Consider the following 26,987-nt stretch of genomic DNA (forward strand, 5'->3'; position numbering starts at 1 on the left):
GCTTATCGGCTGGGCGTCATGAGGATCGTTTCCTGGCCTTGTCCTAATCCGGCGTGATCCAGCCCTGTCACCGCGTGAAGCATACCTGTCGGTGTCTTCACACTCAGTGCGAGGCTGACGTGGACCGGCTGGCTGGCTTCGAATGTCTGCTCAGCTGCTTCGTCCAGATCGATCTGCGTGCTCGTCCCGGCCGGCAGGTCGTATGTGAGATCCCCGATGCTCACCTGTGTGGCGTTCGCGCCGGTGGTGACATGCACGGACATGGTGCTCAGTTCTGCACCGCTGGCAGTTTCGAGGGCTGTTGGACGCGCCACCTGCTCCTCAGCCAGAATGTCACTCAGGAGTGCCCCGAGGTCCTGGCGAGCCGGGATGGTGAGCGTCGTGATGGGAGCGACCCCGACGGATGCATCTCTGTCTTCCCAGTGCGTCTGCGACCCGTTCCATTGGCTCCCAACCGTCTTCACCATCACGGTTGTCGCGATGGGCACATCTGATTGGACGCGAATTGCACGAGCCTGGTCATCCAGCGTGGAAATATCCACATCCAGAACTGTCCCGTTGTCCACGGTGAGCTGGTCGGTGCCGGCCAACGGCGTTGTTCTCACGGGGTTCAGCACGCTCAACGTGACCTGCGCGTTCTCTCCGCTGGGTACGGCGATACGGATGGCTGCTGATTCGAGTGCGGTGCGATCCGGCAACGCTATGACGGAGTCCAGCGATGCTGGCTGCCCTGCAATTCGCGTCAGTCCCAACGGTGTCTCACCGTTCATGCCGGATGACTGTGCCCAGGCGATGACGCCGGGACCGTCGGCTCGAACGTGCAGTGCAAGGCGCTCATATCCTGGGAACCAGGAGGCTGCCAGCAGCGACATGCGTGATTGGGGCGGGACAACGACGGCAGGTCCTGGCGTGGTGGTCGGGCCAGATTCGCTGATTGCATCGATGGAAACCTGTGTCGACTTGTCGGATGGGTTGACCAGTTGGAGCACCACGTCCTCACCCACGAGAGTACTTCCGAGCGCAACCCACTGGTCCTGCAGAGCTGGTCGGCATGTGTCGAGCGCCAAGGAGCGCAGTTCTCCTCCGCCGTTTCCTGACAGCACCAGCGCGGTGGCACGTTGCACGCGCTCTCCTGTCACGGTGAGTGCCACGTGTGGTTCGTTCTTTGCAGCATCGTTCCCGCCAGCGTTGACACCAGAGGATCCGGCAGGTGACACCCACCATTGCGCCGGCATCCGCGTATTGCCGACGGCTTGCGGGTCGTCCAGGCCTCCCGGGCAGCCCAGTGTCACTGACGAGGGGGACGCCGTCACAACCGGAGCTTCAATACGGGCCGGGCCGATGGCACTGGGCTGCGTTGTGGCGGAGCGTGGGGCCAGGTAGCAGATTGACGCGATAGCCATAATCGTGATCAGTGCGGCGACCATCGGTCGCCGTGAGCGCGCCAGCTTCGTGCCGGGCACGGCTGTGGGTGTGTGCGCGGTACTCATGTGCGCCTCCTGAGTGGCACGAGGCCCATAATGCAGGCGGCTCCGGCCACAGCCAGCACAACGCGCCACAGGGTCTGCGGCCACCACGACCAGGTGATGACAAGCTGCCCCGATTCTGGCAGTGCAAAGCCTTGAGCCCAGGTGGCTTCCGAGGGTGTCACGTATTCAAGTGCGCGCCCGTCCACAGTGGCATGCCAGCGCGCATCTGAACGCTCCGCCCACACCAGGGTGGCAGGGGCTCCCTCGTCCACCCCTGCTCCAGTATCAAGGGTGACTGACGTGCCGAGTTGAGTGGAGTCAATCGGCGTCGTGCCGATCCGTAAGTGTGCGGGCTGGGCTGAATCTGGTCGGACTCTCCACAGGGCACCCGCATCCGTGTCACCTACTTTTTCCAGTGCCGCCACTTTGTCGAGTGATTCTTCGACGTTGGCCTGGCAGTGAGAAGCAGCCGCGTGGGAACCTTTCGATCCGGTGCACACCACTGTGTCGATGTTGTGCTGGTACAGGATGCGCGCAGCCTGCTCGTCAGGGGTCGCAACCAGCGTGGCGAGTGCGCTGAGAAGCTGCGCGGATGCGGGGTCTGGGAGGGCTGCATCGCCATCCGCCTCGCTCGGACTGACTGCGATCAGACGGGCCCATCGTGTCAGCGCTGAATCATCGGTCCATGACACGTCCTGGGCGCGCAGGATCCACGCGGCCAGTGCGCCTTGAGCGCGCGTCGCGTCCTCGTCTTCCTGATGATCATGCGGACTGGCCGCACCTGTCCCCTCGGCCGGGCCAGACGTTTCGGCGGACGGTTCGAGTGGGGCGATCACGAGGGTGCGTCCGCCTCGCGGTGATTCCTGTGCGTGAGTGGACACAGCTGGCAGGGCCGGGCGCGATGTGGCGGTGACTTTGCTCGCCGTTGCGGGTGCCATCATCATCGTGACCCACACGATCATGGGGACCAGCGCGGTGCAGGCAACCAGTGCGGTGGCTGCGCTACGGATGAGAGGCGGGCGCTGCGACCATGCGCGCATGCGCACAGTCAGCTCACCGTCTTCAGCCTTGGCCGTGTAGTGCGGACTGTCGCACGTTGACAACGCGAGGGTCATGCCCAACAGTCCCAGTGAAATAAAGGGGCCGGGCCACGCATAGGCTACCGTGTCTGCGGCGAGCCATCCGGCAGGGGCATGAGCATCGGCCCCCAGTGCCACTGGCACTGTGCTCACACCGTAGGCTGCGAACAGGCTCAGCGCTGCCACGGCCATTCCCCACATGCGGGTGAAGGGCTCATGGACACGCACAGGGAGGATGCTCAACAGGGCGCACACCGCCAGCATGACAATAACGACTGCCCCGCAGATGAGCGCTGTGGTCAAACCGTGAATATTCAGCCACGTCCACACCGACGGGTTGTGTCTGCCGAGTTCTCCGTAGGGGGCACGAATGTCAAAGGGCAGACCCAGTGCAATCTGCCAGGCCTGCGCAGGAGGAACTGCAAGTGTTCCACCGCCAGGCGTGATGAGCGCGTGCCAGCTTGTACCGCCAGTGCGGATCGCCGCGCTGACCAATGGGGTGATCACAACTCCAGCAGGCACGAGGGACCACGCGAGGGCGGCGGCACGCCTCCTCCACCGCATCAGTGCAACGGCGGCGATCAGCACAGCCGCACCCATCAGTGCAGGCACCGCGCTCACGATGACGGCCAGGCTGATTGCCGCAATCCCCCACGCTCCGCCGGCACGGACATGGCGGTCAACAGTGGCCACACCATCCGCGCTCGGGACGACCAGTGTTGGCTTTGCGCGGCTGATCAGTCGGATCCAGCCCCACGCTGCCAGGGGAAGAAAGACGTGGACGAGGGCGGCGCTGAGACGTCCCTGGAGTAATGCCAGCAGCAATGTCGGGGGGCAGGCCCACACCATACACATGACGACTCGAAGGCGCACTGAGGTCGTCACAGCGCACGAAAGGGCCCACATTGTCAGGCACGATGCCGGTATGGCTGCGGCCAGCAAAAGAGCAGTCGCATACGTTGGGGATACTCCCACAGCGCACAACGGCGCAATGAGCACCGTGAGAAGAACGAGGAACGGGTCAGGAACAGCAGCAATTCCACTGCCTGACGGCAACCACCATGTCAGCGCGGCTTGCGCCGTCTGTTTCCATGTCGATGGCAATGCAAGCCAGGCACCTCCGCGCAGGGTGGACAGATGCGAGTGCCAGAGGACGATACTGAGTGCGACAGTGATCACGGTCATCACGGTGAACGTCACAGCACTGGTCATGCGGTAGCTGCGCAGTGAGGCATGCTGGATGGGGTCGCCCTCGTCCATGTCGTTGCGTGCGCGAATGGTGCGGGCTCGAAGTTTACGGGCGCGCCACACCTCGCGCGGACTGGCTTCCACTGATGCGAGTACTCGTCGAGGCAGTGTGGCGGTGCGGGCGGCAAGGTGTCGAGCGCGAATCAGGTCGGGCGTGTGCGCGACCAGCTTGAGCCAGGCGCTCAGCTCAGGTATCGCCAGGTGGGCGGCACTGGTCATGATCCTGCCGATGGCGCGTAGCGGTGTCCACACGGTAAGAGCCACCATGAGCAGCGGCAGTTGCCACCACGGCACAGCCGCCATCCAGTTGAACAACTGGGCATAGCGGCGTACATGGAAAGACGCGTCATCGGGATGGCCAGTGCCTTGGTCACGCAGGCTGGCCTGTTCATGTCGCACTCGTGCCTTCGGAGCGACGACGACGCGGTACCCGGCGCGCCGCGCCCTGCGGCCGAACTCCAGTCCGTCACCGAAAGGTCCGAGGTAGGGGCTCAAGCCGCCCAGTTTCGTCCATGCCTGCCTGCTCACCAGCATGCCGGCGGTGCCGACCGCGAGGACATCGGACGTGTCATCGTATTGACCTTGATCGATCTCATCGGGCATTACTGTGTCGACTCGCCGTGCTGAACGGGTGGCGCGAATACCCAACTCAAGGAGGCGTAAGCCGTCCATTGCGACCTGTTTGGCACCGACCACGCCGATTGTGCGTCCGCTCTGGGCGGTATTCCACTGACGAGACAGACACTGTGGGTGCGCCACACAGTCATCGTGAATGATCCACAGCCACGTGGAATTATCGATCAGTTCAGCCACGCGATCGTTGTCGGCATATGCACGGTGGATGGCGTCAGAGAGGTTGCGCGCACCTGGTGTTGAGACGAAGGTGGTCGGAACCGTGAAGTCACGAATGGCATTGTCGAGCGTGGCGTGTTCGTCAGCCTGGGCGGCAGTGTGAGGTGGCCGGGAATCCCCAGCTTCCGCATCGATGATGACGAGGTGTTCGGGCTGTTCGGCCTGGGAATCGATACTGACCGCGGCTGCGCGGCAACGGTTGTCATTCGTCGAACGGGTGACCAGCACGGCGACAACGCCGTGAGCAGTGTGGCCGCGCGCGCGGCGTGAACCTGGCTCATCGCCATGAGGTGAGACGTCAGCGTCTGATTGTTCAGGATTGGACGAGGGTGGCGTAGTGTGCGCCGAGCGGTGCGAAGCGCTGGAGGTCATGTCATCAGCCAGCGGCACGGCGCAAGCGGCGACGCTCCCGTTCGGACAATCCGCCCCAGATTCCGAATCGCTCATCATGAGCTAATGCGTATTCCAGGCACTCTTCGCGCACTGAGCATGATTGGCACACAGCTTTCGCTTCGCGCGTCGATCCTCCCTTTTCCGGGAAGAAGGCTTCTGGATCTGTCTGTGCGCACAGCGCATGCTGCTGCCACGCCAGCGGGCCATCAGCACGGGCAAATGCCTCGACATCCGCAGCCTCGGACCATGTCAGAGGTCCGTCACCCAGGATGTTCCACACGATTTATCGTCCCCTCGCCGTAAACAGTTCGTACCTGAATTACACCGTTGTTATCCGCCGGTGTCAAGTTCGCTTGCGATTTTTTCTCCGCCACTCGGCGTGTCGAGTTGTCGCTGTGTCGCATCGCGGGTTAGCGTGGCCACTCACGGTGACCTAACCGTTATTCAGCCTGCAATGTCACGGGTTTGCGCGGGCACACCCCCCGTTCCCCCGCCTTTTTCGCTAACGTACCGAGTATGACTCTTCATCAGCTGGTCAGCCTGCTTCAAAGACAGCCGCTGCCACTACTGACGTGGTACGACCTTGCAGCCTCCCCCATTGAGCGCACCGAGCTCTCCGGCCCTGTTCTGGCCCGCTGGTTCTCCAAGATCGCGAACCTTTTGATGGAGTATTCCGCGATGAACCAGTGGGGTGACCTTGCCGGCGTCGGCAGCGGTGACAGTCGCAGCATCAACGCGCCGAGCGGGCAGGTCGCCCTCGACGATCAGGACTGTCAGCCGCGCGGACGGATCTGCGTGGACATGCCGTCTTCGTGGCAAGGGTGTCTGTGGGCGGGTGTCTCGTGGCTGTGCGGGTGGCGCACCGTTGACGCGGCCCTCATGGACGAGGGGGACGCCGACATTTTGATCACGGGCGAGGTGTCTGAGCGGGCGTGCGCCGCTGATGAGGCCGGTGTGAGTGTGTATGCGCATAACTTGTCTGCGCTGGCGTTGCAATGGGACGGGGACCTGCCCGGCGCGATGATGGATGCGATCGCTGAGGTGTCGGGGTACAACGATGTGCCGGACTTCGGTGTTGATGAGTTGCCTACTTTTTCTGCCGGCTGGCGGGTCGATGAGCCCTCGAATCTAGCGTGGGGGCAGTTGTGGGAGACTGACGGCGGCGCGCCTGGCGCTGCGCACGATGAGGGCGCTGCGTCGGAGTCTGTGAATACGGACGGCGGTGTGACGGAGTCCCCACGCGGTGACAGTGCTGTGCCCGGATCTCCACGCGCTGACAGCGCTGCGCCGGCATCCCTGCGCGGCAGCATCGACCTGCCGCCTCGTATCGCTGTGATGAGCCGGGGCCTGGTTGCAGATACGAGCCTGCTGCTCTGGGCGCTGAGCCGCAGCTGCCCTCTGGTCATCATCGCCTGCGGCGGGCTTGACCGAGACGATCCAGCCGTTGCCGACCAGATCACCCGCATCGCCACCCAGGAACGCGCGCAGCTGCGCCCTTAGCCTTCTGGCGGCTTCGCGCGGCGCGGGCGTGTCCTCACAAAAGTCCGGCGGCACCTTGGTCCTTATCGAGAGGCGCGGAGGAAGTCGACGGCCTCAACGATTGACCCATCGAACTTCTTGACTCCATGATCCAGCACGATGCCGCGCTCACAAATGTTCTTAATCATTTCGAGGTCATGGCTGACAACAACAAGCGTCTGGCCGGTACCCCGAAGCTCTTCCATCTTCGAAATACACTTGCGTTGGAAAGGCTCATCTCCCACGGCGAGAATCTCATCGACCAGGAAGACGTCAGGCTCGCAATGGACGGCAACGGAAAAAGCAAGCCGCATGTACATACCTGAGGAGTAGAATTTCACCTCAGTATCGATGAATTTCTCGATCTCGCTAAACGCCACGATCTGATCGAACTTTTCGTCGATCTCCTTTTCTTTCATGCCCAAAATCGCCGCATTCAGGTAAATGTTTTCGCGCCCGGTCAGATCCGGGTGCATTCCCGCGCCAACTTCAATCAAACCGGCGATTCTGCCGCGAGCCAGAACAGTGCCCTGATCGGGGCGCATCACGCCACTGATCAGTTTGAGCGTGGTGGATTTTCCTGAGCCATTGAAGCCAAGGAGCGCCACGGACTCACCCTGGTGGATCGACAATGACAGGTCGTCGAGCGCTTTGAAGGAATCGTCCAGTTCATCTTTGCGCCCCTTCAGGGTCCACACCATGTATTCCTTGATGGAACGGGTGTGGCGCAGCCGAAATTCCTTATCGAGGTGTTCAAGCCGGACCATCTCGAGGGCTTCGGACCCAGAATTGTGAGGATCGTTCATTTACAACTCCTGTGCGAACTTACCTTCAAGACGGTGGAAGACCAGTTGGCCGATGAGCAGCACACCAAACGCAATGACGAAGGATCCCATCATCAGTGCGGGCATGTTTGGGGCCATGAGGTCCCAGCTCGTATGGCCGGCTTCGACAACGCCTTGCGTCGGTGCCCAGAAGCAGAAGTGAGACAGTTCGACGCCCATCGCAAGAGGGTTCAGCATGTAGAGGTTGACAAGCCACCGAGGGAAGACATCCGCCACCATATGCCATTGGTAGAACACAGGCGAGACCCAGATAGCAACCATCGACAGCAAGTCAACGAAGTTTTCAGCGTCACGGAAAAAGACGTTGAAAGCCGCGAAGAGCAGACCTAAACCGAGGGAGAACATGCCGATCGTCAGCACTGAAAGTACACCGACCAGAATGTGCACTGGGGTTGGTCTCCATCCGAAGAGGAGTGCTCCGACTATCAGCACAACGATCTGCGGAACAACATGGACGAAGGCGACCCACAAGCTTGAGACCGGGAATAGCTCGCGTGGTAGATAGATCTTGCCCACCAGCGGAGCGTTCCAGATAATCGATCGCGTGGTGTTGGACAGGATCTCGTTGAAGAAGTTGATCATCACCATGCCGGCGAACAGGTAGACCACGTAGCTGGGAATGGAACGACCCAGGCCCATGAATTTACCCATTGCGATGTAGTAAACGACCAGTTGGACCGCTGGTTTTACATAGCTCCACACCATGCCCAGCGCGGACCCTCTGTAGCGTACCCGCAGTTCTTTCTTCACCAACAGGCGCAGGAGGAAACTCCATCGTCCCAAGTCGAGCAAACCGGCCGAATGGCCGGGCGCTCGAAGTGGGTATTCGCTCAGTTCTTTAGTCATCAATGGAAGAATTCTGTTCGATCAGTACTCCGCGGCGGCAGTTTCACTTGATTCATTGGACGTGATACCAAAAGTCTTCGCCCACTCGTCGAGCGAGACGATATGCGCAAGAGCCTGTCGATATTGCGCTGAAAGTTCATCCCAGCGGCTGATCAGTTGGCTTCTGGCCGAAATTGACTGACTCAGGAGCTTACGCAGTTTCCGTGGATCTCGTTTGTACCATGCTGTGCCAGAGCCGTCCGCTTTCGTGACGAGGACAGAGTCAAACTGGCTCAAAATAAAGTACTTCGAGTCAGCGTGTGCAACAAATCCTTCCGGATGCTGTTTTGCGCTTTCTTTCGGAGGCGTCATCAACCGGATCAGTGTTTTCAGTGTCCAAGGCGCCAAGGTCAGCATATTTGGCCCCTTGGGTAGCCCTTTCTTGAAACGCGAACGGCTCAGACGATTAATCGGCGGGAAGGCGTCCGGCTCTGACTTGTACTGCGCGTCAGTAAAGTTCTTCGTCATTTCACGAAGCTGTTGCATGCGCGTCTTGAGGGTGCGGTGGAGATGCTCAGGGCCAGACAAGATATCGCGCACTGCCATCAGTCGCGCTGACTGGGCGTAGTATTCAGCAGATACAGAGTGCTTCACGTCAAGTGTCGTGAGCTCGTACGGCAGGCGGCCACCGTGGTCATATGGCGAATGCAGAAGAGCCGTCAGGATCCTGTTGTGCTCGTGGTAGTAGGCCTGCCAGTCGCGTGCGTCGTCTTTGTCACCCCACGCTACGTGCCACAGACCTGCCCCTGGGAGGGTCACTGTGCTCACGCCATGCTCGGAGGCGCGCAGCGAGTATTCAAGATCGTCCCACTTGATAAAGATCGGCAAGGACAAGCCAATTTCTTTGATCACTGAGACAGGAATGAGCGTCATCCACCAGCCGTTGTAGTCGACGTCGAGTCTGCGGTGCAGTTCACGACGCTGACGGAGATTAGCCAGTGCAAGATCAATGCGATTCTCAGTTCCCGGAACAGGTCCCCACAGCCAGCGCCACGTATTGATTCCCTCGCCAAAGGAGTGAGCAACTGCACGGTCGTTAAGATCGAACATCTGCCCACCGACGATCGTGCGGTTACGGCACAGTGATGCGAAGCGAACCAAACGTTCGACTGATTCGGGGTTCACGATGACATCGTCATCAAGCAGCATGTGGAATTCTGTCTCGTCAGCTTGTACCGATTCGTACATGCCGCGCGAGAATCCACCGGAGCCGCCCATATTTCCCTGGTGGATCATGACAAGGCGATCGCCCAGTGCCTCCACTGCTTGAGGGTACAGCTCGTCGTCGCTGACAAATTGATTACCTTGGTCAACAACGTAGACCCGCTTGAGAATGTCCTTCAGGTTTTCGGCTTCACCAAGGGCGAGGATTGTCTTTGCGCAGTAATCAGGGCGATTAAAAGTGGTGATACCTATTGACAGGGAGACATCCCATTCGGGTTGCGCGTTCACCTTCCAGCACCCGGAGAGGAACTGCGCGTCTTCATCTGATGCAATGACGTCGAACCAAATCCAGCCGCCGTCAGCAAACGTCTTGAGTGGAACGTCGAATTCGACGGTTTCCGAATCAACGGCTGCGGAGTCGATACGGATGAAGCGTCCCTGAGCATTGGACTTGTAGACCAGGACCGATGCACGTCCTTTGATCGTTATTTCGAGACGTGCTGCTGTCGCACGGGTCCACTGGCGCCAGTAGCTCGCGGGAAACGCGTTAAAGACTGACGCGAATGAGACTCGAAGACCTCCAGGCAGCCTCATTGTCGAGTCCCCGTTGATCAATGCACTATGGTCTTCGCCCCCATGGCGTTGCATGGCAAGACTACGCAGTGTGGCATTGCGCGCCTTCTTGCTGCCGGCATCAATGGGTTCTGTCGAATTGTGTGCCCGGCCGAAATCTACATACAGGGGCAGCAGATCCTCTTCCCCCTGTGCGGGAAAGACTATTCGCGCGACCTGCGTGTAATCATCGTGTGTCTTGGTGCTCATTGGTTTTCTTCTCCAGACTGTAGCGACGTACCGTCGACAAAGTGGGGCTTAAGAACATTGTCGAACATGGTCAGCGCAGAAGCGATCGCCATATGCATGTCGAGGTACTTATATGTTCCAAGCCTGCCGCCGAACAACACATTGGGCTCTTTGTCAGCTTTGGCGCGGTACTTTTCCAAACGCTCGCGATCATCGCTGGTGTTAATGGGATAGTAAGGTTCGTCGCCTCGTTCAGCAAAACGGGAGTATTCGCGATGGATTACCGTCTTGTCAGTCGGGTAGTCGCGTTCGGGGTGGAAATGGCGGAACTCATGAATTCTGGTGTACGGAACATCCAGGTCTGCATAATTCATCACTGATGTTCCCTGGAAATCTCCGGTGTCGAGGATTTCCTCTTCCAAGTCGATGGTGCGCCATCCAAGGTCACCCTCGTCGTAGTCAAAGTAACGGTCGATCGGGCCGGTGTACACAACTGGAATCTTGCCGACAACATGGGATCGGCTGAGTTCGTGTGAATCGTCGAAAAAATCGGTATCGGTGTACACCGTGATATTCGGGTCGTCCACCATTTTTTCCATCCACGCGCCATAACCGTCGGTTGGCAACCCTTCATAGGTGTCGTTGAAGTACCGATTGTTATAGGTGTAGCGGACAGGCAGGCGCGAGACGATTGAAGCGGGAAGATTTTCCGGTTCAGTTTGCCACTGCTTGGCTGTGTAGTTCATGAAGAATGCTTCATAGAGCGGACGCCCGACAAGGGAGATTCCTTTCTCCACGAAGTTTTCCGGCTTTTTGTCACCCAGCTCGGCCGACTGTTCCTTGACCAGTGCGCGCGCCTGATCAGGCGTGTAAGCAGCATGGAAGAACTGGTTAATGGTGCCGAGATTGACCGGCATTGGGAACACTTCGCCCTTGTGCGTCGTGTAAACATGATGACGGTATTCAGTGAAGGAGGTGAAGCGGTTGACGTATTTCCACACGCGCTCATTGGATGTGTGGAACAGGTGTGCGCCATAGCGGTGAACTTCGATGCCAGTGGTTGGTTCTTCTTCCGACCAGGCGTTTCCACCGATGTGCGAACGCTTTTCAATGATGGCTACTTTGAGTCCAAGCTCTTCTGCAGCTCTCTGCGCGATCGTCAGTCCAAATAGGCCTGCACCGACCACTACGAGGTCCGGCTGATCCTTCTCCACTGCATTCTCCTTATTCGTCATTTGTCGTGGCTCCCCACGCCATCATGCACTTAGCTTTAAATGCTAGCGCCTTCTCGTTCCAAAATGCGGCAGGCCGGGGCTCTTCCGGCTAAAGGTGTCATGACGGTTTATCACATTGAGTTATCTCCCACAATGATGCTGTCCGGCCTGAATCAACCAGTCGCATGTCCTTCGTCAGATTTGCTCCATTGCGCAATCCCACTGAGATTGGCCGTGATCGTGCATGTTCAGGCCAATAGGTCAGCAAGTCTGTGTAAAGGTACCGTATGTTGTTTTCATTGAGAGTTTGACAAATCTTTGGGTCTTCGTCGATCTTTTCGAAATTCACGGCGGCATCGACAAGGTCCGGGTCGAATGATCCTGTGATATGTCGAAACACCACATCGATGTTCGCGATCGCGTACAGCAGTGCGGAGCCATTCATTGGATCCCCCAGTACTCGTGCATCCGGGGGCAACTCATCCTTCAAGCGTTTCATGAAGGTGATTTCATCATCTGTGATCAATGAACTGTACCCTCGCCGGATTTGCTGCATGTAGCTCACGTAGACTTGGTGGGCACCAGCAGTGCGTCCGAACTTTCCCGAGGTCAGATAGACGCCCGAAAGTGCGCAAGCTGCTGAGAGGGTCATGGCGAGCGCCGTGCGTGCCGACGGCCCCAGTTTTGACGGTAGCGCGGACCCTATTACGTGCTGAACCTGGGATACCAATGTGATAAGTCCCAGGATGCTTATTGGCGCTGCGATAAGTGGCACAGCGGCTCCAACACGGATCGCATCCGTGTACCATGGCGCGACCAGGAAAAGTCCTGGCTCCCACAGTGAGTAGCAGATCGCGTACAACAACACCATTGAACAGTATGCAATGGTTAGCCAGTACTTCCTGCACACCAGGCAAACAATTAGCCCGAAAATTGTCGCCACTGCGATGAATGGCTTCTGACTGATGTACCCATTCCATTGAAATGGAATCTGGGCGTCGAAAATAGCCTGCTTTATTGCTGTCGAGAAGCTTCCACCCGATCCCATCCTCTGGAAAGACGTTGCTATCCTCCACACTGACGTATGGGACAGGAAAAAAAACCCAACACCTACGACTATCGGGATGCTGAAAACAAAAACTTTCCATTGCCGAGTAGCGAAAGAACGGCCTCGAATGATCGAGAAAAGATGCCCAAGGAACCTCCAGAGCACAAATACACATACCACCAACACCCCAGTGGGATGAACAATCGTCATTCCGATAATTCCCAAGATCACAGCTGGCAGTATTCTCGCGCGCTTCCTTGCTCCGTCTTCAAGCATGACGATAAACAGACTAAGAACGAACGGTACCAGGGAATACGAAAAACCCGTTGGCCACAAAGTGCCGAATGAAAGAGGCCTCTCAGGGAAAGCCGTGAAACAGGTGGCGATCAGAGGTCCAATGACAAAAGCCCACATATTCCTGTTCGATATCAGCCATCCGACAAGTGCCGCACCGATCGGCCAAAGAATCGCACTGATCACAATCGACGTCACGTTCGCCGACGCGACAACGTCATTGGACACTCCACTGCATGCGAGAACTGTCCAATCATGCCAACCGGCGGGATAGAACCGGGGGATGTTGCCAGTTGTCGAGACTGCTCCCAGATCCAGAGTCGACCCGTTCCCGGTATTGAGAATCCATCTGATTGCATTGAGGTGGAAGATCCCGTCCCATGTCTGGGGCGGACGCATAGGCTTACCTATTGGGGCGATTACTCCGTATGCACTGACCAAGGCAGCAAGCGCAAAACCAAAAAAGCTGAAAAGCAATTTCGATCTCGTGATTGCAGTCCGATACGACGCAGTACTTCCATTTCGTGCAGATCGCTCAACGTGCTGTTGACGCAATTTCACAATCAGGACTGGCAGCATGATCAGTATCCACAGGAGGGTCCAAAGCAGATATGCGCCCCACCCCCACAGGATTCCTACTCTCTGCGCAGCTATAGCACCTGTTCCCATGAGGAACACTGACAAGAGGGGTGATGTAGCCAGCAGGATTACGCGTCGGTATCCCATGATTCTCGATAGGAGAAACCCCGGCACGAAAAGCGCAATAACTGCCAGGCAAAACGCCGGCAACGTTTCAGCCCACAAGAACAAATTAGCCATGCGATTGCGCACCACCATTTTGATCACGAGAAAGCATCACTCTGCGCCACAGCCGGTACATCGCTCGACGTGTTGTGGTCGGAATCAGGCGATAAGTGCCTCTGACAAGTAGATTGCGCATATATTCGTGGAGCGTCGTGATTTCTGATTTTCGAAAACGTCGTTGGAGTTCGATTTCACTCTTCAGTAAACGTAGCCCTCCTCGACGCTGATAAGCTCCCGATCCCACACGATATTTCACGAGGACATCGGGAAGATTGGTAACTCGCGCACCGTCAGCAACCATTCGCGCGAAAAGCCAGTAATCCTCCATCAGGTCCAGATGCTGGTAGCCACCGGCATCCCTCACTGCGCTGGCACGATAGACGACCGAGGGATGGTTGAACGGATCATGGAAGGTATAGGCGTTCACAATGTCACGCTGGCGAGCTGGCTGCTTCCTGATCAGGCCAGTGTCGTTTTCGTCTTCTGAAAACTCAACGATCGCCGCACCCACAATGTCAAATCCCTGCTCCATGACTGGGAGCTGGCGCGCAAATCGTTCAGGCACAGAGATATCGTCGGCATCAGCTCGGGCGACAATGTCGTATGAACAGTGCTGCAAACCCGCGTTCAAGGCTGCTGAAAGGCCTCTGTTACGCTCCAGTCTGATGACTTTGACCGGTATATCAGCGACGAGGTGTGGCGATCTGCCATGACGCGTAGAATCCAGGATCTCATCTATTTTCGGGCTCACGGGACCGTCGCACACAATGACGATCTCGTTAGCAGCAAGACTCTGGTCTGCACCTACAGACTGGAGAGCCCTCTGGAAATGTGCTGGATCGTCCTTGATGTATACAGGCAGGAGAACAGAAAAGGGCTGCGTCTCATCTGAGCAGAGCTCTTCGCCCAGAGATGTTCCTGCCTGTTCCTGATGCACGCCCTTACATAGGTTGTTTGCCGCGCTCTGTCCCTGTCTTTGTGCCCGTCGATCTAGCTGCGCTGCTTCACACGCCACTGCCGTATCTGAAAGGACTTCGGCAGTCATGGGCGGCATTTCACCCGCCTGCCTCATCCCCTCCTTCATGTAATCCCACAGCTCGTCTCGTTCAGGAGAGACTGCCAGTAGACGCGCCCAACGAATCGTCGTCATCGCCATGAATGCACACCGCTCAATCGGCCCGAAACCACGTGAGCATCCGAATGCCCATATCTTGTTTCGGACCTCATTGGTAAAGCGTGCACCAGGGCTTGCGGTTGAATTTCCAAAAGTTTTCGTACGATGTTCGACGCGCGCGGCATCAACATACAAGCCCACTCGGCGTCGAAGAAGACGCGCTGTGTATTCAAAATCGTCGTTCCACAGAAAGTACGCCGCTTCAGGGAGTCCATCCTCGCGGATCGCACGAGCGTCGAGCAGGATAGCCACGAACGATGCCGTTCGTATCTGGTAAGCCCCTGCCTTTTCGGCATGTTCATGCAGTCCAGGTTGAAGGAATGCTCGACGTCGCGGCTTGTTCATTGGATGCTCCCGCCCGTCAAACCAGTCCGCCCGACACGCCATAACTGCAGGCTCGCCTGGATATTCTGCCCGCGCTTCCAAAAGTCGCTCGAGGGCGTCCAAGTGCGGCACCGTGTCGTCATCCATAATCCACACGAAGTCGGCGCCTCGGGATACTGCTCGGGCTATGCCGGCAGCAAATCCTCCAGCTCCCCCAAGGTTCGATGGAAGCGTGACGGTATCCGTGACGGCATTGCTGCCGCGAATGACCTGCGGCGTAGAATCCGTAGAAGCGTTGTCCACCACGATAATGTCGTCAAGCGGTCTGGATTGGCGGGCTAATGCTCCAATAGTTTCGCGAAGAAGCTCAGCTCTGTTCCACGCGACAACGACGGCAGCAATTCGTGGGGCAGTCATAGCGCTCATCCTAGGCGAGGTACACAGATTCTTCGGACGCCTCGCCTTGAACATCACTCACCAATCACCATGCGTGGTGTTCCCGCCCATGTGGCAGGCTCGGTCACTCGGCGGCCGTCGAACAGGAGGCGAATGCCGGGCAAGTCCTGAGCAGTCATGTCCTTGTACTCAGGATGGTCCGCCTGGATAATCGCAGCGTCGACCGGCTCACCTAGGTGGTAGGCGTCCCATCCGAAGTGTGCGAGTTCTTCATCGGTAAACATCGGGTCGTGCACCGTCACTGTGGCGCCACGCTTGCGCAGCGCGTCTACTGTTGCGAACACTCCGGAGAACGCGGTTTCCTTGACTTTTCCACGGTAAGACGCGCCAAGGACCACAACGTTCAGTCCTTTGAGATCCCCGAGGACGCCCTCGACACGTGAGACGACGTATTCCGGCATTCCGGCGTTGAATTGGCGAGCTGTGCGCACCACTGACGCGTCGGGGTCAGTGGACAGGTACAGGCGCGGGTAGACGGGAATGCAGTGACCGCCCACGGCGATGCCGGGCTGGTGGATGTGGCTGTAGGGCTGAGAGTTGCATGCGTCGATGACACGCTTGACGTCGATATTGACTTTGTCGGCATACACAGCGAACTGGTTTGCAAGCCCGATGTTGACATCGCGGTATGTAGTCTCCGCGAGCTTCGCCATTTCGGCGGCTTCGGCGCTGCCCATGTCCCACACGCCGTTGGGGCGAGGCAGGTCGTCACGCTCGTCAAAGTCAAGGACGCTGCGGTAGAACTCCATGCCCTTGTCAGTGCCTTCCTGGCTCAGACCGCCCACCAGCTTCGGGTAGCGTCGCAGGTCGGAGAACACGCGGCCAGTCAGCACGCGTTCAGGCGAGAACACCAGGTGGAAATCTTCTCCTTCTTTCAGGCCGGAGATCTCCTCGATCATCGGCTTCCAGCGTCCGCGGGTCGTGCCCACCGGCAAAGTCGTTTCGTATGAGATCAGTGTGTCTTTGGTCAGATGCTCCGCCAGTGAGCGTGTAGCCTGATCCATCCATCCGAAGTCAGGAGCCCAGGTTTCGTCGTTGACAAAGAGTGGCACTACTAGGACAATCGCTTCAGCATCGGGAATTGCTTCACCGTAGTCGGTGGTGGCGCGAAGTTTTCCAGCCGGCACAAGTTCGGCGAGTTTTTCAGCCAGGTGAGCCTCACCCGGGAATGGTTCGCGTCCCTCATTGACGGTTGCGACCGTCTTTTCGTTGACATCAACACCGATGACGTCATGTCCTTTACTTGCAAACTGGACGGCGAGCGGCAGCCCGATCTTTCCCATAGCCACAACTGCAATACGCATGAAAACTTCTTTCCATCTGTCAGCGATAACGCACACATTCTAGCTGTTTGATTGCAATAGTCTCTCCATCTTCTTATCACCCCTGATAAAGTGCCGATATGCGAGTTGTCTCGGTTGTAGGTGCGCGACCCCAGTTCGTCAAGTTGGCACCGATTGCTCATGCCTTTGCCAGCGCTGGGATCGATCACGTGATCGTCCACACGGGGCAGCACTATGACCCTATGCTTTCAGATGTCTTTTTCGAGGACCTCGGTATTCCCGCGCCTGACGTTCACCTGGGCGTGGGATCAGCTTCTCAAGGCGTGCAGACAGGGAAGATGCTGGCCGCCCTCGATGATGTCTTTACCGGCCAGGATCCTGACTGGGTTCTTGTGTATGGAGACACAAATTCCACGTTAGCCGGGGCTTTGAGCGCAGTGAAGCTCCATATTCCAGTCGCGCATCTGGAGGCGGGGCTCCGCTCTTTCAACCGCGCGATGCCCGAAGAAATTAACCGCGTCATGACCGATCATGCCGCAGATCTGTTGCTGACGCCCACTGATGAAGGTGCCCGCCACCTTGCCGATGAAGGTTTGAAAGAGCGCACCGTCATTGTCGGAGACGTGATGACTGATGTCCTGCTCCAGATCCGCGACCAGGTGAAAGATCTGCCCTCCCCTGTCATGGACGAGCTGGGGCTGGCTGAAAGAGCATACTCGCTGGCCACTATCCACCGGGCAGAAAACACCAATGATCGCGACCGTCTGCTGTCAGTGCTCGATTCCCTAGGAGACGTTGATCATCCCGTTGTGCTGCTTGCCCATCCTCGCCTTGTTGCCAAGTGCAAGGAGCATGGCATCGAGTTGTCGAATGATCATCGGCGCGGGAACCTACTCGTTCATCCCCCGCTGGCATATCCAGACCTCATTGCCTCAGCGCTTCATGCACGTGGTGTGATCACTGATTCGGGTGGACTGCAAAAGGAAGCGTTCCTGCTGCGCGTTCCCTGCACGACTGTGCGTCCCCAGACCGAGTGGGTGGAAACCGTACATCTTGGATGGAACAAGTTGGTGGAGCCTGGTTCGGATCTGGCGGCGGCTGCCTCCCGTTCTTATCCGGCCGAACCTGCTGAAGCTGATGCCCATCCATATGGTGATGGCCACGCTGCCGAGCGCGTGGCAGAAGTACTGTCGAACTGGGCAGGGCGCGTCAGGTGAGTCGCGTCGTTCTTGCCACCCGGGTCTTCGCCCCCGAGCCTGCGGCGGCCGCCCTTCGTCTGCGCGGGCTTGCGCATGCGCTCGCGATGGATGGGCACGACGTCACCGTCTTGACCTCGCGTTTTGGTTCCCTTCGCGGTTCGGTAACTGACGAAGGCGTCCTGATCAAACGCTTCCCTGTTCTGCGGGATTCTGCTGGCGCCGTGCGTGGCTATGCGCAGTACATGTCCTTTGACATTCCCCTGTTCTTCCGTCTTCTGACATGCCGCAGACCCGATGCTGTTGTGGTTGAGCCTCCTCCTACGACCGGGTCCGTTGCGCGTATCGCATGCAGTCTCCGGAGAATTCCCTACGTTTATTACGCGTGCGACATTTTGTCTGACGCTGCCGAAGCCGAACATATGAAGCCTCTGGTTGTCAGGGTCCTGCGCAGTATTGAGCGTTTTGCTCTCACAGGTGCAGAACGTGTCATTGCTGTGTCTGAGGGGGTTGCTCAGCGCGCTCAGGAGCTGGGGGCAGCCAATGTGAGCGTGGTGCCCAACGGCGTTCAAACACAGGAGTTGCTTGACCGCACTCCCCTGCCCGACGGTTTTCCTCATGCTGGCGGCCCGGTTTACCTTTACGCAGGTACCGCCTCATCACTGCAGTCTCCTGACGTCTTTATCAGGGCGTTTCCGCGCGTCAAAACCGTGTTTCCGAAGGCTGTTTTGGTCTTTCTTGGACAGGGAAACGCATGGGATGACCTGGTTGAACTGGGTCGAGCAGCATCCACGGACATTGTTTTCCATGAGCCTGTTCCTCCTGATCAGGCTCAGCGCTGGTACGCCAGCGCCGATGTTTCACTCGCATCGATTCGCCCCGGCGGTTACGACTACGCGTATCCCACCAAGATCCTTGTCTCCCTTGCTCAGGGAACACCCGTTGTCTATATCGGGCAGGGACCTCCTGCCAACGATATTCGCAAATCCAATTTGGGGCGTACCTCAGGCTTCAGCCCGGACGAAGTAGCTGACGCGATGATTCAGGCAGGAAATATGGCAATGCACCGCGAGGCAGGCGAGCGCGAGAGGCTGCGCCAGTGGGTCATCTCGCATCGTTCGCTGCCAGCGACATCCAGGCGCGCGGCACAGGTCGTTGCGCAAGCCTTTTAGGTTCACGGTATTTAGACAGAGCACCATGCCTTGTCAAAGGCAGAAAGAAGCGAGCACATGAGTCAGAAGCCACGTATTTTGTGTCTTTCGTTTTCTCCTCTTGCACGCGACGCACGCGTACTTCGCCAGCTGAGCGTACTTCAGGAATTCGGCGACGTCACAACCGTTGGATACGGGCCGACAACCCCGTATTCAACCGAGCACCTTGAGGTTCCTCAATCTGCTGCCTCTTTGCCTCAGACACCATCCGGTGTCGCCAAGCTTGCGCTTCACCGTCACTCTTCGGTCGACCTGGATGCTCCGGCCACGAAGGACGCGTTGCGTCTTCTGGAAGGACATTCATTTGATGTTGTCGTGGCCAACGATGCACGGGCACTGCCTGCCGCGCTGACAGCGGCTCACGGCGCGCCGGTGTGGGCAGACTTGCATGAATGGGCACCGGAGGAACGCACTCAGATTCTCTCGTGGCGCCTGCTCGTTGCTCCCTGGATTGATCACATCTGCCGCACATGGCTTCCACAGGTGAGCGCAGCGACAACTGTCGGGGGGAGAATTGCCTCGTTGTACGAGCAGCACTATGGTATCCGGCCTCGTCTTATGAGGAATGCGGCGCCATGGGTCGATCTTTCCCCTAGCCCGGTTAACGACTCCGGTCCTATCAGACTGGTTCATTCAGGCGGCGCAGTTGCAGGCCGCGCGCTGGACACTGCAATTGACGCCGTGATTGAAGCCGGTGATAATTTCACGCTTGACCTGTATTTGGTGCCGGCGAATGATAAAGGTAAGTATTTACGGGAACTACAAGCCAAAGCCAGTGGATGCGATCGAATTACCTTTCATGACCCTGTTTCCCCTTCTGATTTGCCTTTTGTCTTGAACCAGTTCGATGTTGGTGTCTACTGGATCAAACCGATTACAACGAATGCCCGCCTAGCTTTGCCAAACAAATTCTTCGACTTCATTCAGGCGCGGCTTGCCTTGGCCGTCGGCCCTTCTGTAGAAATGACGGACGTAGTCAATAAATACGGTTTAGGAGTGTTATCTGGCGGCTTCGATATTCCGCAAATCGTAGAGTCTTTGCATTCACTTAATTCACAGCAGATACAAGCATTCAAACAGGCTAGCCACAAAGCTTCACATGCCTTGAGCTTTGAGAATGAAGCTGCGGTTGCTCGGACTATTATGGAAGAACTATTGGGCTCCTAGCTATCGGAGTCCCGAAGGAAAAGCTTTAGGCGGATATCCAATTTTCATATAGCGCACGCGCGCTCAGTTCACCATCGTGGACAAGCGCAAGATAGCGCTTATTTTCTTCGAGGATTGATTCACGCCTGTGCTTATCGCGAGCAAGAGTTGCAATGGTTTCTTCCAACGTGTCCGCTTGCGCCTCGACAATGGGGCATTTGATTCCGGTAGTTTTCTCGATATATGTGCGAAAGCGGGTATCAATATGCGCTATCGGAATGCATCCCGCTCCGATCGCTTCGAGCGACGTTGTTCCATAAATACCCATCGTGATTTGTTCAACCAGAAGATCTGCACTTCCCAAGGCTACGGGCATCTCATTCCGAGGCACTGATTCGAGAAATCTACTCTCCACGATTCCTTTCGCATCAAGGCGCTCGAGCACGGGAACTATTTGTTCAGAGCCCTTCAACCAAGAGCGACTTGGAATATGTGCTACCTGCAGGAGGCTTCGTCTTTCGCTCGACGTTTTGTCTCCCATTCCGCTACTCTTTGATCCCCACTCGTCAGGGTTAATCGCGAGTGGGCACCAATGAGCCTGCGGAACATCGTCAAGCAGATCTGGCGTCGAAACGAAAACTGGTACTCCTAAACGCTCGATCAGCTGCCGGTTACGATCTGAACGTCGTTGGAGTAGTTGCGTCTTAGGGTCGTTTTCATCGAAAGGAGAAGAGTGGATTCGCCGCGCATGCGCGCGAGGATTTCGCGTATCAGAACCATGGGACAACACGGCGACAGAAAGTCCCCGCGACTGTAAAGCTCGCACTTCTTTTTCAACGCTGAAGTTAAATAGTGGCCCGAAAAGAGGCTCCTCCGCCTCGACCAGCACATGCGTAAACTGTGAGACCTGTTCGAAATACTTGCGTGCCCAATCCTTTGAGAGCGTGAAAACGCCGTAGGGAATAACTCGATCGGATCGGAATGGTAACGCTCCAGGAAAGTCGACCATCACATTTTGTGCATTTATGTTCGGATAAGAACGTTCTAGAGCATGTGCCCACTGCCACGCCTGTTCCGCAAAGTTTACGGGCGCAATCAGTACTCGAATAGGCGCGTCGGGAATCGCAAGCGGGGATGGAAGCGGGTAGGGCTTGTATCCTTGAGCTCTGCGAATTACCGGATATAGGGGGCTACCCGGCCCTGCAAGCTTCATGACAGTGTCAGCCACAGGCGCAGGTAGGGAAAATGCGGCGTCGTGGAGAAAATCAAGCAGGCGGGCACGAAATGATTGATTCATCTTTGTCACTTGCTTTCTGTCAAGACTTCGGCAACAGAGCGAGCACGGTCTCTCCACGTATTAGTCTGAGCCGCTATGCGAGCATTCCTCGCTTTCTGCTTAACGTCCTCAGGGTGAGCTTTCAAGAAAGTCAAGATCTGGGCAATATCAGCAATTCCGTAATTGACCTGCCAGCCTGCATCCAGTTTGTTGACGATCCGTGCGGCCTCGGTTCCAGCTGTCACGAGAACTGGTCGCCCTCGCGAAATATACTCGAACAGTTTCGCCGGCGCAGCAAACTTCCGGTAGTCACTCGGCTCAACAGCAAGAATGCCGATGTGAGTATCCGCATACAGCGGATCAAGTTCACTTGAATTCAAGTGATGCACATGAATCTGGTCGCTGCCCAATGAAGAGTCCTGAGCAAGGGCTGCCTTCCATTGTTCAGGCCTCGTCACTAGCTCCAGTTCAATACTTGGTTCTTGTTTAAGGGCTGCGAAGAGCGCATCAAGACGATAATGCCCGCCGAGCCCACCGACATAAAACAATCTCAGCGGACCTGTTGGAAGCGGCATTGTGCGTCCACTATCCCCTGCGGGTGGAAGAGCAGAAAACGTTGCGTCGTTCGGCAGGTTGAGATAGGTTGCCATGCCTTCAGAGGGCAGGAAAAAATGCACATTATTGCGGAGGTATCCACGCATATCGAGTCGGTGAAAAAAAGGCGACAGCTTGCCAATGACAGTTTTTGCTGGGGCATGTGCAAATTTCCAGTAGATATCCCGGTAGAAAACACCCGATGGGATGCCGTGCCTGCGCACATGACTCAAGATCGCATTATCAAGCATCGGCGCAAATCCTGACTTCACGCTCGTAGCGAATACATTGGGTTGCGTGGAGTTTTCGCTGTAGAAAAACTCCGGCTTCATCCCCTGCTGAAGCTCCCGTCTTAACGCAGCCAGCTTCCTGCGCCTTTCAGGCGTCGTCCCTGACATATCAATCACGTGGTAACCGATTTCTGCGAAAGCGCGCCGCATCCGCAGTGGACGCAAACGAGAGGCTGCAGTAGGATTTTGCTCCATCGGATAGGGCGCATGAAAAATCATCGTCGGTGTGGAATGCACTTTGAGCCTCGCATCATCAGGAATTGGATGACACTATCCTACAGGGCGCCAGGATAGCTCGAAATCCTCTATGCTCAAAAGATGACAGGGTCCTCAGTCAGCTCGTTATCGTTTTCACCTCATGTGCTCCTTCTCCCATCGTGGTATCCGAGTGCCAGTTCTCCTTTGAATGGAACTTTCTTCCGCGAACAGGCCCAGATGCTGAAAAAAGCCGGCTTCACAGTTGGTATCATCGCACTCACGTCCCAGCAACCCTGGAAAGCGGCCGAGCCACTCAATTTCACTATCGAGGAGGGGATTGGCGTTGTCCGCGGTTCCGTCAGAAATATCCCCTCAGAAAAGCTGCCCGGTGAATTCTCCGTGATTGCACTTCAAGCGAAAAAGGCTTTTCAACTGTATGAGGCCCATTGCGGTAGACCAGCAATCGCGCACGCCCATTCAGTTTACCCAGGAATTTATCTCGCTGCTGCTGCGTCAAGACGTTGGTGTATTCCTTATTGCCTCACCGAGCACCGACCTTCGTCAATAAAACGAGCACATAACTCACCGCGTACCCGCGAAATTATGCGCCTTGTCAGAGCAGCCCAGGGACGCGCCACCGTGTCTCCACTCTTTGCAAAAAAGCTTGAATCGTATTATTCCACATCTCCTTGGACAGTCATCACTTTGCCTGTTCCTAATGACGCCCAGAGCGTTCCCATACCTTCCTATGTCTCCGGAAGTGATTTTATTTTCAGCCATGTCTCACATCTTGGCGACAACAAACGTCCAAAACTCACTATCCGAGCTTTCGCCCGGCTACGCAACACCATTCCGCATACACGGCTTGTAGTAATAGGAGGAGGAGTATCAGGAGAAATAGCTCGCCTCAAAGCGTATTGCACAGATCTCGGCGTCGCGGATGCGGTTGACTTCCTCGGCTCTCGGCCCAGAAATGAAATCTTCAATCTGCTGTCACACACACATGCGTTTGTGCTTGCGAGCGCTGTCGAATCAGCCGGCGCAGTGTTCGCAGAGGCGCAGATGGTAGGCCTGCCCTGCATCGGAACCCGAACGTGGGGAGGACAATACATGATAGGGCCTTCGGAAGGCGTAACCGTTTCGATAGACGATGAAAGCGAGCTTGCACAAGCAATGCAGTTTGTCGCCTGTGATGCCCTCTACGGCAATCCACGCATTTTTGAGCCAGAACGAATCCGCAAACGGGCACGCGAGCGATTCAGCGAAACGACGTTTGCCACTTCATCAGGCAAATTCTACCGTGATAGTCTCGACTGCTTCCGCAGGCATATGTCTTAGACCTACGAGATAGAAGATTCAGAAGCAGGCGGCTTCCTGTCAAAATCCACGGCGCATTTCCACGCTAGCAACAGCATCACACCCAGCATTAGTGCCATAAGCCCGCCAAGAGCAAATACGGTCGGGAGCAAAGTCAGCGGCGAGAACCACAACCACAATAAAGGAACAACACAGTACAAAACAGCAAAAATCAGCATTCGACGTTGATTTTCGGTAACGACAAATATGTTCGATATGGGAGAAGTCAGGACCGTCATATACAGCCATGGTGTAAGTGCTTGAGCAAAATAGCCAGCCTGATCCCACTGGGCGCCAAAAACGAATGGAAATAGCCATGGTGCCAGAACGAATAGCAAAGCAAATGGCCCAATTGCAGCAAACGCTGCTCGAATCAAAGTAAAACGTACAAGACCTGACATCTTCCCATGCTCAACAACTGCAAGCTTCTTGAGAAATACCTGCGAAACTGAGCCTGCGATAAGTCCAACGGGAACTTGCATAATGGCCCACGCTAGTTGAAATTGGCCAAGAGCGGCGACGGCCACTGAACCAATCAACAAATTAATCCCCATATTGCGAACCGAGTCTACAAGTACGTTTGGACCGTTTAACAAGGGCATCTTTCTATAGCGCCTCATTAGCGAAAGCATCGAAGGCGCATTATCCGGTATGGGTCCACGGAGCTCTGGAGTGCGGATCTTTATTGCGACAAACCCGACCAACTGACCCATGATCGTTCCCGTTATAAGACCGACCAGACCTCCCTTCCACAACAGTCCCATTATAAGTTGAAAGAAGACAATACTTGTCGACTGAAGAACCTGGTTGGAAGCAAGAGCTCCGAATCTCTCTTTTCGCGTCAACCAGTACTGAATATTCGTTATCTCTGCCACCAAGAAGACTGTCAAACCGGAAATCATTAGCCATTTCGATAATTCCTGGGATTGATGATACCTATCTTCAAGAAACTTCGAAAATATAATACAAAATAGTGAAGTCAAAAAAGAGGAGACCACTATCGAACGAGTTGCAATCTTTTTCAAAACACGAGCAACAGTATCTGATTTGGGCAACATCTGGGTAACATCGAATCTCAACGCTGCTACGGCGATAACGAAGGAGGTAATGGTTCCATATATTCCGAAAAGCCCTTTTTCGTAGTCAGTATAAATTCGATTGATAAAAATTTGAAATATAAAAATGACGATCTGGGAGATCATGGTTCCCGTCATCAGAGTCAAGATCGCAGATACCACTGGACTACGATTCTTCTCGCGCAGCAGCTTTTCATGTAGTCGATGCCAGATCCCCCGCAATTCTTTCACCTCCTCAGATAGAAGATTCTCTCGTTTTCACCAGCATTTCACCGTCCTAAGTTCTTCTAACGTGAGTGTCTTGAAACGTACCAACCGTACCCATAACAACTGAGATAGAATATTGGCCAATTGAGCCTCACTATTCTCTTGATATTAGACTCGGGTGTGAAGCCGAAAGAAAGAAGCTTCGGGTCTAGCTGCTGGAAGAGCGATTTATGGAGCTCCTTGCGGACGCGTTGTTTTCGCGGGACCTTGATCCATTCCAAGATAAGTTCTCGACAGTTTGACAGTGTAAGCATGTTCACACCACACATGCCATAGGTAATATCACTTTGAGTAGCCCATCTACAGCAGTCCTGTTCCCAGGCTAAAACATCAAACACATCATTTCCACAATTTTGCCTCACGTCCCTAAGATAGAGTCCGAGTATCTGCAAGGCTGGTTTGCCGCTATTGTAAATACGGGAACGAACAAAGGATGGCGAAGCGAGTCTATCGGGAACGTTATTACCCGTAACACTTTTACCTATTTGGTCGATTATATTCCCGTTGAGAATCGCTCTATTACCGAATGTTTTTCTAATGGTAAGCGCTAGATTAAGCGAATAATCAGTTGCATCTCTACCGACAATTCTTTTATAATGGCTCTTTTCAGATTCCTCCATACGGGAGTCCATAACTATAGAGTGCGGCACGCCATAATATTCAGATATCACATGAGAAATCTTCAAATCCGGCGTTTCATCCGTGAATGAAGGATGCCGGAAGGTGAATGTTGCCGGGTTATCACCCAGTTCCTTCATAAAGGCAAAATTAATCCTACTGTCATATCCAGCAGTTAACGGACACAGCAAGTCATAATACTTATTATATTCTCGATATATATTCTTCATAAGAAGAAGCGTTTTCACTACGACCTCATCGAGAGCTGTCCGTCTGACCAGACCCGGGGTCCTCCACACACGTTCGGCATATTGTTGACGAACATAAAGTATATGATTCGGGAGAAGAATTCTGACATGGTCAAAGCTGGTCACATTGTTCGGAAGGGGCTGACCATCAGGAGCATTCGTTGTAATCTTGACCATCTGAGAATCCGAACGGTTGCTCACATAAGCACCTACCAGATTCTCTGACACACCACAGGCCACCACAGGATCCTCGTGAGTATAGAAGACGGACATACTGCACGTCGCATCCCCCCAGACCACAGTTTCTCCATCAACACTTAAGTAGACGATGTATTTTCCTGCGAGACGGTTACACAGCTCATATGCGTACTTAATCCCGGAATCAAGTGCAGCTTCGAGAAGCATCTGCGGTATCTCGTCACGGGATCGCTCACCATGCGCATCAACACAAAAACCAATAACTACAGCCTGTGAGGACCCATCGACATTTGTGAATTCTCTGCTCTCAGTCTTCTCGGTTGTATTGAGAAATAGAGAACCAGCAAGCTTTTCCGACTGGGCAAAAGCTACATCAGGCTCTTGGGTAATTGAGTAAGCAAAAACTGCGTCGCCTGGTATCTCCAGCATGAACTGTCCTCCTGCATATCTCACGGGCAAGTC

At 55.7% G+C, this 26,987-nt stretch carries 19 protein-coding genes; 5 read left to right on the plus strand and 14 right to left on the minus strand.

Translation table 11 applies throughout. The features are described 5' to 3' along the window. Window positions 1-2: 2 nt before the first annotated feature. The 3 genes from AC1DA5_RS04580 to AC1DA5_RS04590 are packed head-to-tail and all read right to left on the minus strand — an operon-like array spanning window position 3 to window position 5,294. Window positions 3-1,490 (minus strand): DUF5719 family protein, encoded by a 1,488-nt coding sequence (locus AC1DA5_RS04580; protein WP_480289375.1) that lies wholly within the window; start codon window positions 1,488-1,490, stop codon window positions 3-5. Next, window positions 1,487-5,020, minus strand: a complete 3,534-nt coding sequence (locus AC1DA5_RS04585; protein WP_480289377.1) for a glycosyltransferase — start codon at window positions 5,018-5,020, stop codon at window positions 1,487-1,489. Before AC1DA5_RS04585 ends, AC1DA5_RS04580 begins: the two co-directional genes overlap by 4 nt. 4 nt (window positions 5,021-5,024) lie before the next feature. Continuing rightward, window positions 5,025-5,294: a WhiB family transcriptional regulator gene (locus AC1DA5_RS04590; RefSeq protein ID WP_371935782.1), complete on the minus strand. Its 270-nt coding sequence runs from the start codon at window positions 5,292-5,294 to the stop codon at window positions 5,025-5,027. 263 nt (window positions 5,295-5,557) lie between these two features. Between AC1DA5_RS04590 and AC1DA5_RS04595 the strand changes: the two genes are divergently transcribed. Beyond that, complete coding sequence (locus AC1DA5_RS04595; RefSeq protein WP_480289378.1) at window positions 5,558-6,541, plus strand: hypothetical protein; 984 nt, start codon at window positions 5,558-5,560, stop codon at window positions 6,539-6,541. Between the two features lie 62 nt (window positions 6,542-6,603). Here the strand turns inward: AC1DA5_RS04595 and AC1DA5_RS04600 are convergent, their stop codons facing one another. The 7 genes from AC1DA5_RS04600 to AC1DA5_RS04630 all read right to left on the minus strand — a co-directional run bounded on the left by AC1DA5_RS04600 (window position 6,604) and on the right by AC1DA5_RS04630 (window position 16,872). Then, the gene (locus AC1DA5_RS04600; RefSeq protein WP_480289380.1) at window positions 6,604-7,365 is read right to left on the minus strand and encodes an ABC transporter ATP-binding protein; all 762 of its coding nucleotides are present in this window, start codon (window positions 7,363-7,365) and stop codon (window positions 6,604-6,606) included. After that, a complete protein-coding gene (locus AC1DA5_RS04605) occupies window positions 7,366-8,250 on the minus strand; it encodes an ABC transporter permease (RefSeq protein WP_058237037.1) in 885 nt (294 codons plus the stop codon). Window positions 8,251-8,271: 21 nt separating this feature from the next. Further along, window positions 8,272-10,275, minus strand: coding sequence for a glycosyltransferase (locus tag AC1DA5_RS04610; RefSeq protein WP_285015759.1), 2,004 nt, complete (start codon window positions 10,273-10,275; stop codon window positions 8,272-8,274). After that, window positions 10,272-11,489: a UDP-galactopyranose mutase gene (glf, locus tag AC1DA5_RS04615; RefSeq protein WP_480289381.1), complete on the minus strand. Its 1,218-nt coding sequence runs from the start codon at window positions 11,487-11,489 to the stop codon at window positions 10,272-10,274. The genes AC1DA5_RS04610 and glf overlap by 4 nt, the downstream gene beginning before the upstream one ends. A 97-nt stretch (window positions 11,490-11,586) precedes the next feature. After that, window positions 11,587-13,647 carry a DUF6541 family protein gene (locus AC1DA5_RS04620; RefSeq protein WP_480289436.1) on the minus strand — a complete coding sequence of 687 codons (2,061 nt, stop codon included), beginning with the start codon at window positions 13,645-13,647 and terminating at the stop codon, window positions 11,587-11,589. Beyond that, window positions 13,622-15,529 carry a glycosyltransferase gene (locus AC1DA5_RS04625; RefSeq protein ID WP_480289383.1) on the minus strand — a complete coding sequence of 636 codons (1,908 nt, stop codon included), beginning with the start codon at window positions 15,527-15,529 and terminating at the stop codon, window positions 13,622-13,624. Before AC1DA5_RS04625 ends, AC1DA5_RS04620 begins: the two co-directional genes overlap by 26 nt. A gap of 53 nt (window positions 15,530-15,582) precedes the next feature. Continuing rightward, complete coding sequence (locus AC1DA5_RS04630; RefSeq protein ID WP_480289385.1) at window positions 15,583-16,872, minus strand: nucleotide sugar dehydrogenase; 1,290 nt, start codon at window positions 16,870-16,872, stop codon at window positions 15,583-15,585. A gap of 98 nt (window positions 16,873-16,970) precedes the next feature. On the opposite strand from AC1DA5_RS04630, the gene wecB reads away from it, so the two are divergent. From wecB to AC1DA5_RS04645, 3 genes are read left to right on the plus strand one after another with little or no spacing between them, the layout of a single operon-like run. Then, on the plus strand, window positions 16,971-18,068 hold the full coding sequence (wecB, locus tag AC1DA5_RS04635) for a non-hydrolyzing UDP-N-acetylglucosamine 2-epimerase (RefSeq protein ID WP_285015767.1): 1,098 nt from the start codon (window positions 16,971-16,973) through the stop codon (window positions 18,066-18,068). Further along, window positions 18,065-19,219 (plus strand): glycosyltransferase family 4 protein, encoded by a 1,155-nt coding sequence (locus tag AC1DA5_RS04640; RefSeq protein WP_285015769.1) that lies wholly within the window; start codon window positions 18,065-18,067, stop codon window positions 19,217-19,219. The genes wecB and AC1DA5_RS04640 overlap by 4 nt, the downstream gene beginning before the upstream one ends. A 57-nt stretch (window positions 19,220-19,276) precedes the next feature. Then, window positions 19,277-20,425, plus strand: coding sequence for a glycosyltransferase family protein (locus tag AC1DA5_RS04645; protein WP_285015771.1), 1,149 nt, complete (start codon window positions 19,277-19,279; stop codon window positions 20,423-20,425). Window positions 20,426-20,450: 25 nt separating this feature from the next. Here AC1DA5_RS04645 and AC1DA5_RS04650 read toward each other — a convergent pair whose 3' ends face one another. Both AC1DA5_RS04650 and AC1DA5_RS04655 read right to left on the minus strand, forming a co-directional pair. Further along, window positions 20,451-21,710 carry a hypothetical protein gene (locus AC1DA5_RS04650; protein WP_480289387.1) on the minus strand — a complete coding sequence of 420 codons (1,260 nt, stop codon included), beginning with the start codon at window positions 21,708-21,710 and terminating at the stop codon, window positions 20,451-20,453. Next, window positions 21,707-22,801 (minus strand): glycosyltransferase family protein, encoded by a 1,095-nt coding sequence (locus AC1DA5_RS04655; protein ID WP_480289389.1) that lies wholly within the window; start codon window positions 22,799-22,801, stop codon window positions 21,707-21,709. The genes AC1DA5_RS04650 and AC1DA5_RS04655 overlap by 4 nt, the downstream gene beginning before the upstream one ends. Before the next feature lie 165 nt (window positions 22,802-22,966). Between AC1DA5_RS04655 and AC1DA5_RS04660 the strand changes: the two genes are divergently transcribed. Continuing rightward, a complete protein-coding gene (locus AC1DA5_RS04660) occupies window positions 22,967-24,100 on the plus strand; it encodes a glycosyltransferase (protein WP_480289390.1) in 1,134 nt (377 codons plus the stop codon). Between the two features lie 2 nt (window positions 24,101-24,102). Here the strand turns inward: AC1DA5_RS04660 and AC1DA5_RS04665 are convergent, their stop codons facing one another. Next, window positions 24,103-25,320 (minus strand): lipopolysaccharide biosynthesis protein, encoded by a 1,218-nt coding sequence (locus AC1DA5_RS04665; RefSeq protein ID WP_480289392.1) that lies wholly within the window; start codon window positions 25,318-25,320, stop codon window positions 24,103-24,105. Window positions 25,321-25,481: 161 nt separating this feature from the next. Then, complete coding sequence (locus AC1DA5_RS04670) at window positions 25,482-26,954, minus strand: hypothetical protein (protein WP_480289393.1); 1,473 nt, start codon at window positions 26,952-26,954, stop codon at window positions 25,482-25,484. Window positions 26,955-26,987: the final 33 nt, after the last annotated feature.

This window comes from Pauljensenia sp. C0254C2 (assembly GCF_056583835.1).

Bases quoted from the DNA above. Each gene is read 5' to 3' on its own strand.
- AC1DA5_RS04580 (WP_480289375.1), bottom strand. From the start codon at position 1,490: ATGAGTACCGCGCACACACCCACAGCCGTGCCCGGCACGAAGCTGGCG.
- AC1DA5_RS04585 (WP_480289377.1), bottom strand. From the start codon at position 5,020: ATGACCTCCAGCGCTTCGCACCGCTCGGCGCACACTACGCCACCCTCG.
- AC1DA5_RS04595 (WP_480289378.1), top strand. From the start codon at position 5,558: ATGACTCTTCATCAGCTGGTCAGCCTGCTTCAAAGACAGCCGCTGCCA.
- AC1DA5_RS04600 (WP_480289380.1), bottom strand. From the start codon at position 7,365: ATGAACGATCCTCACAATTCTGGGTCCGAAGCCCTCGAGATGGTCCGG.
- AC1DA5_RS04605 (WP_058237037.1), bottom strand. From the start codon at position 8,250: ATGACTAAAGAACTGAGCGAATACCCACTTCGAGCGCCCGGCCATTCG.
- AC1DA5_RS04610 (WP_285015759.1), bottom strand. From the start codon at position 10,275: ATGAGCACCAAGACACACGATGATTACACGCAGGTCGCGCGAATAGTC.
- glf (WP_480289381.1), bottom strand. From the start codon at position 11,489: ATGACGAATAAGGAGAATGCAGTGGAGAAGGATCAGCCGGACCTCGTA.
- AC1DA5_RS04620 (WP_480289436.1), bottom strand. From the start codon at position 13,647: ATGGTGGTGCGCAATCGCATGGCTAATTTGTTCTTGTGGGCTGAAACG.
- AC1DA5_RS04625 (WP_480289383.1), bottom strand. From the start codon at position 15,529: ATGACTGCCCCACGAATTGCTGCCGTCGTTGTCGCGTGGAACAGAGCT.
- AC1DA5_RS04630 (WP_480289385.1), bottom strand. From the start codon at position 16,872: ATGCGTATTGCAGTTGTGGCTATGGGAAAGATCGGGCTGCCGCTCGCC.
- wecB (WP_285015767.1), top strand. From the start codon at position 16,971: ATGCGAGTTGTCTCGGTTGTAGGTGCGCGACCCCAGTTCGTCAAGTTG.
- AC1DA5_RS04645 (WP_285015771.1), top strand. From the start codon at position 19,277: ATGAGTCAGAAGCCACGTATTTTGTGTCTTTCGTTTTCTCCTCTTGCA.
- AC1DA5_RS04665 (WP_480289392.1), bottom strand. From the start codon at position 25,320: ATGATCTCCCAGATCGTCATTTTTATATTTCAAATTTTTATCAATCGA.
- AC1DA5_RS04670 (WP_480289393.1), bottom strand. From the start codon at position 26,954: ATGCTGGAGATACCAGGCGACGCAGTTTTTGCTTACTCAATTACCCAA.